The sequence below is a fragment of the Pseudomonas sp. 9.3L genome (genome assembly GCF_058536285.1).
The window spans coordinates 2206559-2219808 of sequence record NZ_JBZUBK010000001.1 but is presented as its reverse complement, the minus strand read 5'-3'; the positions used below and the strand labels follow the sequence as shown (position 1 = coordinate 2219808).

Below are 13250 nucleotides of genomic sequence, written 5' to 3'. Positions count from 1 at the left end.
CTGCACGATGAAAATCACTAAGATTCAGACGACCCGGCTCACCTTGATGCCCAACCTCTTGTGGGTTGAAGTCCATACGGACGAAGGGCTGGTTGGCCTTGGGGAAACGTTCCGCGGCGCCGAAGCCGTGGAAGCCTACATCCACTCCATCAGTGCGGGCATGTTGCTGGGCAAGGACCCGCTGCAGATCGAGCGACACAACAAGGCGCTGCTGCGCGGCTATCTGGGCTTCAACGGCTCGGGCGTGGAAACCCGTGCCGCTTCTGCCCTGGATATCGCCTTGTGGGACGTGTTCGGGAAAGCAGTCAATCAACCCGTATGGCAGCTTCTGGGCGGCCTGGCTCACGACCGCATGCGTACCTACAACACCTGCGCAGGCGGTAATTTCAATACCGGCGGTGAGCAGCGTCGAACCATCGCCAAGGGGGAGGCGCCCGTGACGGGGCGCTACGATGACCAAGTCGCTTTTATCGAGTCCCCGGCAGAGCTGGCGCATAGCCTGATCGAGGAGGGATTCACAGCAATGAAGATTTGGCCCACGGACAGTTTTGCGATGCACACGGGTGGGCAGTTCATATCAAGCAGAGATATCCGCGCAGCGCTGGAGCCGTTCGAAAAAATACGACGCGCCGTGGGTGATCGTATCGAGGTCATGTGCGAGTTTCACTCGCTATGGAACACGACCAGCGCCTTGGCCATTGCCCGTGAGCTCAAGCAATACAATATATTCTGGGCCGAAGACCCGATTAAGATGGACAGTGTTCAGGCACTCGCGGACTACCGCAGACTCTCGGGCATACCCGTATGCGGTAGCGAAACCCTTGCCACGCGAAGTGCCTTCCGTGACCTGCTGGCAGCAGACGCCCTAGACTACGTCATGCTGGATTTATCGTGGTGCGGCGGTATCAGTGAGGCAAAGAAGATCGCCAGCATGGCCGAAGCGTACCAGAAGCCTATCGCGCCTCATGATTGCACCGGCCCGGTGGTACTGATGGCCTCGTTGCACCTAGGGTTGTCTTCGCCTAATGCCATCTTTCAGGAAGTCGTGCGTGCCTACCTGGCCGGGTTTTATCAGGAGCTCGTGACCGAGTTGCCCGTGATGGAGGGCGGATACCTTCTTCCTCCCACCGCGCCGGGGCTGGGCACCTCCTTGAGCGATGCGCTGCGTAGCCGGAAAGACCGCGTCACGCGGGTATCGCAGTAACCATGCGCTTCTGGGGGAGCGAGCGGGGAAGGCAGTAAGACCACGCTTACTGACTGCTAGGGAACCAAGCCGCCAGCTTTGCCACACAACCTGGATAAAGCTGGCACCGCTACCTTGCCGCTTGCTCATGCCCTTACGTACGCGAGCGATGCTTATGATTCCGACGCATGTTTCTTCATCAAACACTATGCAACCGGCGCACCTGAGTGATGGCCGGGTTATGCCCTTCGAGAACCAACTGCTTCATGGCTAGCAAGGCGTAAGCTAGTCGAATCCGATGTTGGGCTTGAGCTGTCGAGATAACCCAGCCCCGCTGTTAGCATGGGCTAGGAAAGCGCATCACACCGCGCTAGCGTCGCGGGTATTCACATACAGCGCATACACCGAGTGTGAGCTGGTCATGAACAGGCGATTGCCCTTCGTTCCACCAAAGCAGAGATTGGGGCAGCGTTCGGGCAAGTGAATATGACCGATGGCCTTGCCTGCCGGGTTGAAGATTTTCACGCCGTCCAACACCTCCGGCTTGGCCTCACGGGCGCCGGAGCTACCCCAGCCACACCACAGGTTGCCGTCTTCATCACACTTGATGCCATCCAGCGCGCCGTATTCCAGCGCCTCGATATGCTTGCGACGCTCCCCGAGGGTGCCCTCCGGATTGACGGCGTACGCCCACACCAGCCGATTGGGTTTGGCTCGGCCTTCCACCACGTAAAGCACTTTTTCATCGGGTGAGAAGCACAGCCCATTGGGCCCGTCGATAGCGTCGATCACCCGGCTCACCTTCAGCGTATCCCCGTCAATGCGGTACACCGCATCAGGCAGCTCAGGCGTGATCTTATGGCCTTCGTAGTTATTACCTGTCTGGAAGGGCGGGTCAGTAAACCAGATGGAGCCATCTCGTTTCACTACCACATCGTTGGGGGAATTAAAGCGTTTACCTTCGAATTGTTCAGCCAGTACGGTGATGCTTCCGTTGTGCTCGGTCCGGGTCACTCGGCGGCCTTCAGTGGAGGTGGTCGACCCCTCGCACACGATCAGCCGGCCTTGGCGGTCCAGGGTCAGGCCATTGGAATAGTTGGATTGATCCCGGTACACCCCCAGCGAGCCGCTGATCTCGTCCCAGCGCATGATGCGGTTGTTCGGCACATCGCTGAATAGCAGGTAGCGCCCCGCGCCTGACCATACGGGCCCTTCGGGCCATTCCAGGCCCACGGCCAGCCGTTGCACGCCTGCGTTGAACACGCGGTACTTCAGGAAGCTGTCATCCAGTACTTCGATCAACGGGTCAGGGTAACGTTGGCTCAGGATGTCCATCGCCTGGCCTGCGCGGGGTAGCACCGAGGCGCTCACCGCTGCCAGTGCGGACAGGGTGGCGGAGTGTTTGAGAAAGGTACGTCGCGATGCGCCAGTGGTGGCGGTTGAGTTGTCACTCATAGAGATCTCTCACAATTATTTTTATGGTGTGCGAGCCGAAGAGCACAGCGAGCACAGGCGTGCTCGCCAAACCGCAGCCAGTGCATCAGCTGCGGTCGTACACTACCATAATTTATAGGTTATGAGACGTCGTACCTCATTGTTTCAGTGAAGGGTCGTTGACCCCTTACAGCTTGAAGCGCGTTACGGTTGCGTTGAGGTTGACCGCCAACTGAGACAGTTCATTGCCTGCGGCTGCGGTCTGCTCGGCACCTGCGGCGGTTTGTGTCGACAGGTCACGGATGCTCACCAGGCTACGGTCCACTTCCCGCGCAACCTGGGCCTGCTCTTCGGTGGCAGACGCGATGTTCAGGTTGCGGGCATTGATCTGGGCGATAGCAGCCGTGATGGCCTCCAGTGCAGCACCGGCGGCCTGCGCGACCTCAACGCTGACCTGGGCCCGTTCGCTGCTGTCAGTCATGGAGCTAACGGCTTTATCGGCGCCAGCCTGGATGGCCACGACCATGTCCTCGATCTGCGCAGTGCTTTGCTGTGTACGGTGGGCCAAGGCCCTGACCTCATCGGCCACTACCGCAAAACCACGGCCGGCTTCACCCGCTCGGGCCGCTTCGATCGCAGCGTTGAGCGCCAGCAGGTTGGTCTGATCGGCCACCCCGCGAATCACTTCCAGTACCCCTCCGATGCTGCGTACTTCACCGGCCAACGCGTTGAGTTCAGTGGCCGCTCGGTTCACAGCGCCCTGAAGGTCGTGGATCGACCCCACGGTTCTCGCCACCTGGCGATGCCCCTGTTCAGCAGCAGCACTGGAGGCCTGTGCCGCTTCGGCGGCCAGCACCGCGTTGTTGGCAACCTCGTCCACGGCAGCAGACATCTGGTTCATGGCGGTGGCTGACTGAGCAATCTCGTCGTTCTGGCGCTGAATACCACGCAAGGCGTCATCGGTCACGGCGGCCATTTCTTCAGAGGTTGAGGCCAGCTGATTGGAAGAGTCGGCCAGTTGCGTGACGGTCGCGCGCAGGTTGGTCTGCATCTGAGCCAAGGCTGCCAGCAGCTTGCCCGGTTCGTCGTTACCATCGAAGGGGATTGGGCGGCTGAAGTCGTTGTTGGCGATACGCTCGGCAATTCCCAGCGCGTTGTTCAGCGGGGCCACCAGGCTACGGGTAAAGAGCATGGCCAGCGCCACTGTTGCCGCCAGCGCCAGCAGGATCACAATAACGGTGACCTCACGGGCTTGGGCATAGGTGGTGTTGGCGTTGGTGTCTTCACGTTTGACCTTCCCGTCGATCAGGCCGTTGAGCTTGTCGATCAGGCTTTGGACCTGTTCGGCCGCGCGGGTTACCTCGCCCACGGAAGAGGTCATGCTGAGCGCTTGTTCTTCCTGGCCAGCACGAACGGCGGCGAGATAGCGATCTTGTGCGCCAAGGTAATCCGAGGTGGCCTGGCGTAGTTGAGCATAGGTCGCTTGGCCCTGTTCACTGATGAGCAAGGGGCTCAGTGCGCTCAGGTTCTGCTCAAGCGCTTCTCGGGCAGCCTGAATACGCTGCTCGGCCCTGGCCGTGGCGTTGCTGTCCTTTGCCGAACGCAAGAGGCTGCTGTAGAGGCGGATGGAGAGCAGGTCGTTACGGACTTGATAAATGGTCTGCACACTGGGCAGTACGTTGTTTTGCAAGGTGCTTTGCGAGGCACGGATGGCCGATACCTGCCCGAGGGAAAACAACCCGAAGCCCATCATGAGTACGGCAAAAAAAACAAAGCACAGCAAGGAGCGCTGTGCGATGCGCAGGCGGCGTAAGAACATTGGAGCATCCCCAAGATTAAGTCATGCAGACGGTATCGGCTGAAACGATAATTCTTGAGTATGAGTCGTCTGCTTTCCCCTGAGGAGTATGCGCTGGCGCTAGGGTGCTGTTTGGGAGGTCAGGTACGCCACCAGATCGCTGAGCTTCTGATCGCTGCCGATCCACCAGAAGTTCATGCGGGTGCCGGGTACGATGGCTTTAGCGTCGTCGATATAGGCTTTCAGGGTAGGGGCGTCCCAGGTGATGCCGGAGGTACGCATGGCTTCGGAGTATTGGTACGAACCGGTTCCTGCCTTACGGCCTACGACGCCATTCAACACCGGGCCGAACCCTGCTTGAGCGCCTGGGCCAATGGCATGGCAACCACTGCACCTGGCCTGAAACACGGCCTGGCCCGCGTCGGCGTCACCCTCGGCCAACGCCGCGGGCGCGGTGCTTGCCAGGAGGAGGGCGAGGAGGTAGTGCGGCAGCGTTACAGGCATGAACATTCCAGGTATGAAGGGATACCCGGCCATAAATAAAACCCCTGACGCCTGGACGCAAGCACAAACCGTGTGGGGCCTCGCGACGTCTTGTCGCAGCCTGCCTGAACCCTGCCAACGGCTGCAGGGTCTACCGGCGACCTATTCTCGATAGCCCGCCAGGGCTATCACTGCCAGGAGGTTTTCAATGAGCACAGCTCGCGTCTCTGCCAAATCCCCGCTGGGCCTCGGTGGCCTGACCTTGGCACTGGGCCTGTTAAGCGGGTGCAGTGGGCACGATACCCAGTCGGATGTCACAGCGCCAGGCGCCCCAAAAAGCGCCTCGACCGTTGCGCTGGATGCGGGCGCCGCGATGCTGCAAAGCCGCCCCCCGATTGACGCACTGAACGCCTACCTGGACGGCTTTCATTTTTACAACGGGCACCCTGACGTTCAGATGGAGGCACACCACTATTGCTCGATCCTCAACGAAGAGGTGATCCAGTGCGTGATCTACGACGGTAATGTCAAGGATGCAAAGCTGATGGGTGTGGAGTACATCATCAGCGAGCAGCTGTTCACCACGCTCCCCGCTGCTGAAAAGCAGCTATGGCACAGCCATGGACATGAGGTGAAATCCGGGCAGTTGATCGCACCCGGTATTCCTGCACCGGCCGAGCACGCGCTAATGGAAAAGCTCGTGCATACCTATGGCAAGACATGGCACACCTGGCACACCTGGCACACCGACTTGGATAAAACCCTGCCCTTGGGCGTGCCACAACTGATGATGGGCTTTACCGCAGACGGTCAGGTCGATCCTGCGCTGGTGGCTGAGCGTGACCGGCGCATGGGTATAAACAGTGCCGATGAAAAGCGTCAGCGTGCCGACATCGTGGCGCCGCCCGTGGCCCCCGGCGCTGATGCCTGGAGGCAAGGGCAGGTGATCCAGATTACTGACCCTACCGGGCAGCAGCACAAGGCGCTGCAGCCAGGCGCCAGCACACCGTCCACGCCAGGCCAGAACGCGCATTCGAACACGCCCCACGGCGCGCCGTAAGGCTGGAGCCTGGCGGTATCGCCCACTGTGATAGAGCGCATTAACCGAAGCAATTTCTGATTAGGCGCAGCCCCTTTTACGCTGGGGTTTGTTCAACGATGTTCAGAGGTGTTCATGTCCAAGCTGTTTACCCCCTTTTCGCTGAAATCCGTGACCCTACGCAACCGGATCGCAGTCCCCCCTATGTGCCAATACAGCGCCCATGAGGGCGTGGTTAACGATTGGCACTTGGCGCATTACACCACCCTGGCCCGTGGCGGCGCAGGCTTGGTGATCGTCGAGGCGACCGCAGTCGCCCCAGAAGGGCGTATCACCCCAGGCTGCACCGGTTTGTGGAATGACGAGCAGGCTGAGGGCATGGCACGCATTGCTGCGGCCATCAAGGCAGGCGGCGCAGTGGCCGGCATTCAGATCGCCCACGCCGGGCGCAAAGCCAGCGCCAACCGCCCCTGGGAAGGCGATGACCACATCGCACCTAACGATCCGCGCAGTTGGGAAACCCTTGGCCCTTCGGCCACAGCCTTCGGTGCCAACCTGCCGCAAGTGCCCAAGGAGATGACCGTCGAAGACATTCACCGGGTGCGTGATGACTTCGTCGCCACTGCCCGCCGGGCGCTGGATGCAGGGTTTGAGTGGCTTGAACTGCACTTTGCCCACGGCTACCTGGCTCAAAGCTTCTTCTCTGCTCATGCCAATCAGCGTACCGATGCCTACGGCGGCAGCGCACAGAACCGTGGCCGGTTTATCCTCGAAACCCTGGAAGCGGTGCGCGAAGTATGGCCAGAGCACCTGCCCCTTACCGCCCGTTTTGGGGTAATCGAATTCGATGGCAACGACGAGCAAACCTTAAAGGACTCCATCGAACTGGTTAAGGCCATGCGCGGCGCGGGCCTGGACATGCTCAGTGTGAGCATCGGGTTCGATACACCTGAGGCAGACATCCCGTGGGGCCCTGCATTTTTGGCACCTATCGCTCAGCGTGTACGCGACGAAGCCGGCCTGCCGGTGGCCACCGCGTGGGGCGTAGATGAGCCGTCGCTGTGTGAAAACGTGATAGCGGCTGAGCAGATCGACTTGGTGATGGTAGGCCGCGCTCATCTGGCAGACCCCCATTGGGCCTACTACGCCGCCAAACAGCTGGGCGTTGATAAACCTTCCTGGGTATTACCAGCGCCGTATGCGCATTGGTTGCAGCGTTACGAGCCTGCTGCACGGGCTTAATCGCTCGGGCTCGGTAGGTTGTCACTTACAGCTGTAGAGGGTTTGGCAACAACCCTCTTCGCCAACGCCGCCTGGCGGCTGCGTTACCTTCTACAGGCGGCGGTATTAAACAGGCCCGGCGCGTAACTGTAGGAGGCAACGCCAGTTGCCGAACGCCTCAAATAGCCCGCTCAGGCCCTTGCGTCTACCACTCCACTACGATCTTGCCAAAGTGGCTGCCACTTTCCTGGAACTTGAACGCGTCGGCCAGTTGCTCAAGCGCAAATGTGCGGTCAATCACCGGGTGGATACTGGCCTGCTCCAAGGCGGCTACATACTCCTGCTGCTGACGGCGCGTGCCTACGATCAGGCCCTGCAAGCGTGCCTGTTTTGCCATCAACAGAGAGGTGGGTACTTCACCCTGACGGCCGGTCAACACGCCAATCAAAGAAATATGACCGCCTACTTTTACCGCCGTGATCGACTGCGCCAGCGTACCTGGCCCGCCCACCTCTACGACATGGTCTACGCCTTTACCCTGGGTGAGGTCCAGTACTGCCTTGCCCCATTCGGGTACGTCACGGTAGTTGATGACCTCATCCGCCCCCATGGCCTGGGCCCGTGCGAGTTTTTCATCAGAGGACGAGGTGAGTATCACTCGGGCCCCAAACAGCTTGGCGATCTGTAAGGCGGCGATGGACACGCCGCCGGTGCCAAGCAGCAGCACGGTGTCGCCTGCCTTGAGTTGGCCATCGGCAACCAGTGCACGCCAGGCCGTCAGCCCTGCGGTCGTGAGCGTAGCGGATTGAGCGTGAGTCCAGCCGCGAGGCGTCTTGGTGAAGTGTGTCGCGGGGCGCACGACATATTCAGTTGAAAACCCTTCGGCACCGTCGCCAGGCGTTTTGGCGAAATGCCCAACCTCAGAAGAGGGCAGGCCATCCTGCCATTGAGGGAAGAACACGGACACCACCGGATCGCCCACATGAAACTCTGTCACGCCTTCGCCCACTGCTTCCACCACGCCGGCGCCGTCCGCCATGAGCACACGGCCATCTTGGGTAGGAATGCTCCCGTTGGCGACCAAGAGGTCATGATAGTTCAGCGAGGTGGCGTGGACCGCCACCCGGATCTCTCCCAGGCCTGGCATACCCGGATCAGACACGTCTTGCAGTTCAAGGTGGTCCAGCCCGCCTGGGCTCCGTACAACCAATGCTTTCATTGCGCTATTCTCCTGGGCTGAGACGCCAGCCCGCTAGCCACCGTCCATGGTATCGATGTCTTGATCCAAGGGTTTGGAAGTAGAAAGCACCGGGCGCGGCTGAGTTCCGGCCAATTGGGCAAGGTCAGATGCCGCCTGCCCCTTTGGGTTATACCGTAAGCCCACGGGTGTGCTAGATTCACTGCACCCGACCACGTGGAGGCGTCGCCATGTTGTTCAGCCTGATTGGTAAAAAGAGCAAAGCCGAAGAGAAGCAAGACATCGCGTTCCTCAATGCGCTGAGCCGGATCGAAACCCTGCAAGTGCGCGATGGCTGCGTGTCCATGGATATCTCGGACCTCAAGGCCAAGGTACGTGAGTCGCGGGAAAGCACCAAAGGGTTGGTTGCAGCGCGTTAATAAGGGCTACCGATGGGCGTGCTGCTGTTGCTCCCGCTGTTGGTCAGCGGTTTTCTGGTCTGCCTCAAGAACCCCAGCCTTTACAATCGACTTCATCGCTACGAAGGCCAGCTGCTGTATCTGCAGGTGGCCCGTTACGGCCTGGCGTGCCTGTATTTCTCTTTCTGCTTCTGGCTAATCATGGCTGGGCTCACTGCCCATGCCTGGGGTGGTTATTGCCTTGGCGCAAGGTGTATCCCCGCGCTCTCTACTGACTGGTTGAGCTGGCTAGGCCAGCGATGCCTCGCCTTGGGGCTGGCAGACACCTACACCCACGCACAGGTCACGGGCTTTGCCACGCTGGTGGGGGTATCAGCACTGTGGGTGCCCACCCCTTGGGCCAAATGGCTAGCCTGGCGCTTGAAAGCCCGGCTCAAGCGGCTTGCACCAGGCGCTGCCGAGCGCATTGACGACCAAGTAATCGGCACGTACCTGTTAAGGGAGTCGGTGCTACACAGCCCGCGCCTGCTAATGCTCTACGAAGCCTTCGCCAACCGTGCCCACGTGATGCTGTCCATGCAGGACAGGAAAGTCTACGTGGGCTATATCATTTCCCTGGGCGCGCCGACTGAAGTGGTTGGGATCGACCAGGAGATCCTGTTGGTGCCCACCCTCAGCGGCTACCGCAACGACGACACCTTGACGGTGGAATACACCACGCACTATGCCGCCATCGATGTGTACAGCCCTATTGCGTTACGGCAAGAGCACCTGGTGTCGGCCACCATGTTCAGTGAGTCCATTCGTCATGCGTTCGACGCGTCCGGGCAGCGCCAGGCCTATCGAGACGGTTCGGCCAGTCAACCTGAATCGGCTCGTCGAATCGCTCGGGAACCGGGGCCAGACGGGGCCTGAGGCCCCAAAGGTGCGAAACAGAGCGTTCCTGAGTACGTAAGGGGCGCTTTTCGCACAGGGCCACACGCCAATGACCTATACGCTCTGGGGCTAACATGTCCGGAGTTTGCCCATGGCTACGCATACCCTCGAACAGGTGCCACCCGCCACCCTACGTAAAGTCATCGCTGCCGCTGCTGTTGGCAACTTTGTGGAATGGTTTGATTTTGCAGTGTACGGCTTTCTGGCAACGCTCATTGCCAACCAGTTCTTCGCTAGCAACAGCGCCAGCGTGGCATTGTTGAAAACCTTTGCGATATTCGCGGTGGCCTTTGCCTTGCGCCCGCTGGGCGGCGTGGTGTTCGGTGCCCTGGGGGACCGGCTGGGCCGCAAGCGCATCCTGTCGCTGACGATCCTGATGATGGCGTGCTCCACCACGGTGATTGGCCTGTTACCCACGTATGCCACCATCGGCATCATGGCGCCTGTGCTGCTAACCCTGGCCCGTTGCGTACAAGGGTTCTCGGCCGGTGGAGAATATGCCGGTGCCGTGGCCTATCTGATGGAGCATTGCCCGCGACACAAGCGCGCGTGGTATGGCAGTTTCATTCCCGTGTCCACGTTCTCGGCCTTTGCCGTGGCCGCCGTGCTGGCTTATGTACTGGAAGCCAGCCTGTCACCCGAGGCGATGGCCAGTTGGGGCTGGCGCGTGCCTTTCCTGGCGGCTGCCCCCTTGGGCATTATCGGGCTGATCCTTCGTTGGCGCATGGAGGAAACCCCGGCGTTCAAAGCTGCCCAGGCCCAAACCGTGGTTCAGACGCACTCCCCACTCAAAGACACCCTGCGTAACCACGGGGCGGCCATGTGCTGCCTGGGCGCCTTCATCTCGCTGACAGCGCTGTCGTTCTATATGTTCACTACCTACTTCGCCACGTACCTGCAAGTGGTCGGGCACCTGACCCGCGCCCAGGCGCTGGCGGTGTCTACCGTAGCGCTGCTGTTTGCCGCCGGGGCGTGCCCGATAGCAGGCGCGTTTTCAGATAAGGTCGGCCGCCGCAAAACCATAGGCTTTACCTGCCTGTGGGTGATGGTCACGGTGTTCCCCGCGTATTGGCTGGCCAGTTCAGGGCAGGTAGGGCAGGCCATTTGCGGCGTCTTGTTGCTTGCCGTCGGTGCGCTGCTGTGTGGGGTGGTAACCGCCGCGCTGCTATCTGAAACCTTTCCCACGCGTACTCGTTACACCGCCTCGGCCATTACCTACAACATGGCCTATACGATCTTCGGTGGCACCGCGCCGCTGATGGCCACTTGGCTGATTGGCTCGACGGGCAGTAACCTGGCGCCGGCCTTCTACCTTGTGATCATTGCCGTGCTGGCCATGGCCGGGGGTCTGGCATTGCCGGAAACCTCGCGGATTTCGCTGCACGGGGAGGACGATTTGGAGGCTGCCGCGCCGACCCCGCACCGGGTGTAGGCCGCTAGCAGTAGCCAGTGGATAGGGGGTTGCAAAACTGTACGGGCGACCCCCATTCCAACTGAACCTGTGCGTGTGGCAGGTGCAGTGGCACACTTCAGGCCCGTGTTGGCAACCTGGAGGCCTCAATGACAACGGTTAAATTCAAGCAGGTAGACGTATTCACTGCCCAGCGTTACAAGGGCAACCCGGTGGCAGTGATTATGGATGCGCAAGGGTTGAGCGACCTGCAGATGCAGCAGATCGCCAACTGGACCAACCTCTCAGAAACCACCTTCGTGCTGCCGCCCACTCAGCCTTCGGCCAGTTACCGCCTTCGCATCTTTACCCCGAATGCCGAACTGCCCTTCGCCGGGCATCCTACCTTGGGCAGTGCCCACGCCTTGCTGGAAAGTGGCCTGGTACAGGCCCATGAGGGCGAGCTGATTCAGGAGTGCGAGGCGGGCCTGGTACGGCTAACGATCACCGGCACGGCCCACCAGCCTCACATCGCCCTTCAATTACCGCAGCCTCACTTCACGTTGGTAACGGAGGCTCAATTGGCCGCATTGACAACAGCGCTGGGTACGCCCGTGCTGCCTGCCTTTCAACCTGCAGTAGTGGCGGTAGGGCCTCGCTGGCTGGTGGCGCAAATGAGCAACGCCGAGCAGGTACTGGCTAATGAACCCGACTTGGTCGCAATCAAGGCCTTGACCCTTGAGGTCAACGCCACCGGGGTGCTGATCTTCGGTGCCTACCCCACAGGCAGCCCTGCTGCAGTAGAGGTACGAGCCTATGCGCCAGCCTGCGGCATCAATGAGGACCCTGTGTGCGGCAGCGGCAATGGTGCAATGGCCGCCTTCATTCGCCACACAGGGCAAACCACGACCTTGGGTGCATCACTGCAGGCCAGCCAGGGCATTCGGCTGGGCCGGGCTGGCCAGATCCGGTTGGGCATTGAAGACAACGTCATTACGGTGGGCGGTGAGTCGATTACCTGCATCGAAGGTATGATTGCCCTCTAAGTAAAGCGGGAGGCCGATAGGTCGCAGGCCTCCCGACGATTGCGCGCCAGTAACCCAAGGGCTTAGCTAAAGCCACTGATCGGGTGAGGCACGTATGGGGCCTCCAGGCGTGCGATGTCATCGTCACTAAGGCGTACCTGCAGGGCTGCAACGGCATCGTCCAGTTGCGGCACTTTCGAGGCCCCTACGATAGGCGCCGATACGCCGCGCTTGGCCAGTACCCAGGCCAGGGCGATTTGCGCCATGGGCAGGCCTCGCTCTTGAGCGATCTGCTGCACCACGTCGATCACCTGACCGTCTTCGTCTTCATGCCCCTTGAAGAACGACTTGCCGGAGAGGTCGGTGCGGGTGCGCTCGGTTTCCTCGCCCCGAGGGCGAGTAAGCCGACCACGGGCCAAGGGGCTCCAGGGCATCAGCCCCACCCCCTGGTCCAGGCACAGCGGGATCATTTCCCGTTCTTCTTCCCGGTACAGCAGGTTGACGAAGTTCTGCATGGACACGAAGCGGCTCCACCCATGGTCTGCCGCGACCTGTTGTGCCTTCGCGAACTGCCACGCCGCCATGGAGGACGCGCCGAGGTAGCGAGCTTTACCGGCCTTGACGACGTCGTGCAACGCTTCCATGGTCTCTTCGATGGGGGTGTGGTAGTCCCAGCGGTGGATCTGGTAGAGGTCAACGTAGTCAACGCCCAGGCGGGTCAGGCTGGCATCGATTGCCTGCATGATTGCCTTACGCGATAACCCTTGCTCATTGGGCTTTGTGGTGCCGTTGCCCATGTTCGGCGGGTAGAACACCTTGGTGGCGATCACGGTGTCTTCGCGGCGCGTGAACGCTTTGAGCAGCTTGCCCACGATCACTTCCGAAGTGCCTGCCGAATAGCTATTAGCCGTGTCGAAAAAATTGATGCCGTGCTCTACCGCGCGACGAATGATCGGGCGGCTGGCGGCTTCATCCAGGGTCCAGGGGTGAGTGCCGGAGGCGGGATCGCCAAAGGTCATGCAACCCAAGCACAGTTGCGAGATGTCCAGGCCGGTAGTGCCCAGCTTTACGTATTCCATAACGATGTCCTTCAAACAGTGGCCGTGAAGCTTTGAGCGAGGCAGGGCTTCAAGATTGAACGCCCG

General features: G+C 60.5%; 12 protein-coding genes. 7 read left to right on the top strand and 5 right to left on the bottom strand.

The genetic code is table 11. The annotated features are described in order from the left end of the window. Window positions 1–7 precede the first annotated feature (7 nt). Window positions 8–1204, top strand: a complete 1197-nt coding sequence (locus tag AC4LE2_RS10165) for a mandelate racemase/muconate lactonizing enzyme family protein (RefSeq protein WP_491825640.1) — start codon at window positions 8–10, stop codon at window positions 1202–1204. Window positions 1205–1543: 339 nt separating this feature from the next. Here the strand turns inward: AC4LE2_RS10165 and AC4LE2_RS10160 are convergent, their stop codons facing one another. The 3 genes from AC4LE2_RS10160 to AC4LE2_RS10150 all read right to left on the bottom strand — a co-directional run bounded on the left by AC4LE2_RS10160 (window position 1544) and on the right by AC4LE2_RS10150 (window position 4919). Beyond that, window positions 1544–2638 (bottom strand): SMP-30/gluconolactonase/LRE family protein, encoded by a 1095-nt coding sequence (locus tag AC4LE2_RS10160; RefSeq protein ID WP_491825639.1) that lies wholly within the window; start codon window positions 2636–2638, stop codon window positions 1544–1546. A gap of 166 nt (window positions 2639–2804) precedes the next feature. Next, complete coding sequence (locus tag AC4LE2_RS10155) at window positions 2805–4436, bottom strand: methyl-accepting chemotaxis protein (RefSeq protein WP_491825638.1); 1632 nt, start codon at window positions 4434–4436, stop codon at window positions 2805–2807. Window positions 4437–4535: 99 nt separating this feature from the next. Continuing rightward, entirely contained in the window at window positions 4536–4919 is a 384-nt protein-coding gene (locus AC4LE2_RS10150; RefSeq protein ID WP_491825637.1) for a c-type cytochrome, read from the bottom strand. A 187-nt stretch (window positions 4920–5106) separates the two neighbouring features. Here AC4LE2_RS10150 and AC4LE2_RS10145 point away from each other — a divergent pair, with 187 nt between their 5' ends. Next, the gene (locus tag AC4LE2_RS10145) at window positions 5107–5958 is read left to right on the top strand and encodes an OBAP family protein (protein ID WP_491825636.1); all 852 of its coding nucleotides are present in this window, start codon (window positions 5107–5109) and stop codon (window positions 5956–5958) included. Between the two features lie 114 nt (window positions 5959–6072). Beyond that, entirely contained in the window at window positions 6073–7179 is a 1107-nt protein-coding gene (locus AC4LE2_RS10140; RefSeq protein WP_491825635.1) for an NADH:flavin oxidoreductase/NADH oxidase, read from the top strand. A gap of 184 nt (window positions 7180–7363) precedes the next feature. Here AC4LE2_RS10140 and AC4LE2_RS10135 read toward each other — a convergent pair whose 3' ends face one another. After that, window positions 7364–8377, bottom strand: a complete 1014-nt coding sequence (locus tag AC4LE2_RS10135; RefSeq protein WP_491825633.1) for a zinc-dependent alcohol dehydrogenase family protein — start codon at window positions 8375–8377, stop codon at window positions 7364–7366. A 209-nt stretch (window positions 8378–8586) separates the two neighbouring features. On the opposite strand from AC4LE2_RS10135, the gene AC4LE2_RS10130 reads away from it, so the two are divergent. The 4 genes from AC4LE2_RS10130 to AC4LE2_RS10115 all read left to right on the top strand — a co-directional run bounded on the left by AC4LE2_RS10130 (window position 8587) and on the right by AC4LE2_RS10115 (window position 12126). Further along, window positions 8587–8775: a hypothetical protein gene (locus tag AC4LE2_RS10130; RefSeq protein ID WP_491825632.1), complete on the top strand. Its 189-nt coding sequence runs from the start codon at window positions 8587–8589 to the stop codon at window positions 8773–8775. 12 nt (window positions 8776–8787) lie between these two features. Then, window positions 8788–9669, top strand: a complete 882-nt coding sequence (locus AC4LE2_RS10125; RefSeq protein WP_491825631.1) for a hypothetical protein — start codon at window positions 8788–8790, stop codon at window positions 9667–9669. Window positions 9670–9781: 112 nt separating this feature from the next. After that, window positions 9782–11122, top strand: a complete 1341-nt coding sequence (locus AC4LE2_RS10120; RefSeq protein WP_491825630.1) for an MFS transporter — start codon at window positions 9782–9784, stop codon at window positions 11120–11122. A gap of 128 nt (window positions 11123–11250) precedes the next feature. Further along, window positions 11251–12126, top strand: coding sequence for a PhzF family phenazine biosynthesis protein (locus AC4LE2_RS10115; protein WP_491825629.1), 876 nt, complete (start codon window positions 11251–11253; stop codon window positions 12124–12126). Window positions 12127–12188: 62 nt separating this feature from the next. Here the strand turns inward: AC4LE2_RS10115 and AC4LE2_RS10110 are convergent, their stop codons facing one another. Then, a complete protein-coding gene (locus tag AC4LE2_RS10110) occupies window positions 12189–13184 on the bottom strand; it encodes an aldo/keto reductase (RefSeq protein WP_491825628.1) in 996 nt (331 codons plus the stop codon). Between the last annotated feature and the right edge of the window lie 66 nt (window positions 13185–13250).

What these genes read in the sequence shown, in the direction of transcription:
- AC4LE2_RS10165 (WP_491825640.1), top strand. Translation starts at nt 8, where the DNA reads ATGAAAATCACTAAGATTCAGACGACCCGGCTCACCTTGATGCCCAAC.
- AC4LE2_RS10160 (WP_491825639.1), bottom strand. Translation starts at nt 2,638, where the DNA reads ATGAGTGACAACTCAACCGCCACCACTGGCGCATCGCGACGTACCTTT.
- AC4LE2_RS10155 (WP_491825638.1), bottom strand. Translation starts at nt 4,436, where the DNA reads ATGTTCTTACGCCGCCTGCGCATCGCACAGCGCTCCTTGCTGTGCTTT.
- AC4LE2_RS10150 (WP_491825637.1), bottom strand. Translation starts at nt 4,919, where the DNA reads ATGCCTGTAACGCTGCCGCACTACCTCCTCGCCCTCCTCCTGGCAAGC.
- AC4LE2_RS10145 (WP_491825636.1), top strand. Translation starts at nt 5,107, where the DNA reads ATGAGCACAGCTCGCGTCTCTGCCAAATCCCCGCTGGGCCTCGGTGGC.
- AC4LE2_RS10140 (WP_491825635.1), top strand. Translation starts at nt 6,073, where the DNA reads ATGTCCAAGCTGTTTACCCCCTTTTCGCTGAAATCCGTGACCCTACGC.
- AC4LE2_RS10135 (WP_491825633.1), bottom strand. Translation starts at nt 8,377, where the DNA reads ATGAAAGCATTGGTTGTACGGAGCCCAGGCGGGCTGGACCACCTTGAA.
- AC4LE2_RS10130 (WP_491825632.1), top strand. Translation starts at nt 8,587, where the DNA reads ATGTTGTTCAGCCTGATTGGTAAAAAGAGCAAAGCCGAAGAGAAGCAA.
- AC4LE2_RS10125 (WP_491825631.1), top strand. Translation starts at nt 8,788, where the DNA reads ATGGGCGTGCTGCTGTTGCTCCCGCTGTTGGTCAGCGGTTTTCTGGTC.
- AC4LE2_RS10120 (WP_491825630.1), top strand. Translation starts at nt 9,782, where the DNA reads ATGGCTACGCATACCCTCGAACAGGTGCCACCCGCCACCCTACGTAAA.
- AC4LE2_RS10115 (WP_491825629.1), top strand. Translation starts at nt 11,251, where the DNA reads ATGACAACGGTTAAATTCAAGCAGGTAGACGTATTCACTGCCCAGCGT.
- AC4LE2_RS10110 (WP_491825628.1), bottom strand. Translation starts at nt 13,184, where the DNA reads ATGGAATACGTAAAGCTGGGCACTACCGGCCTGGACATCTCGCAACTG.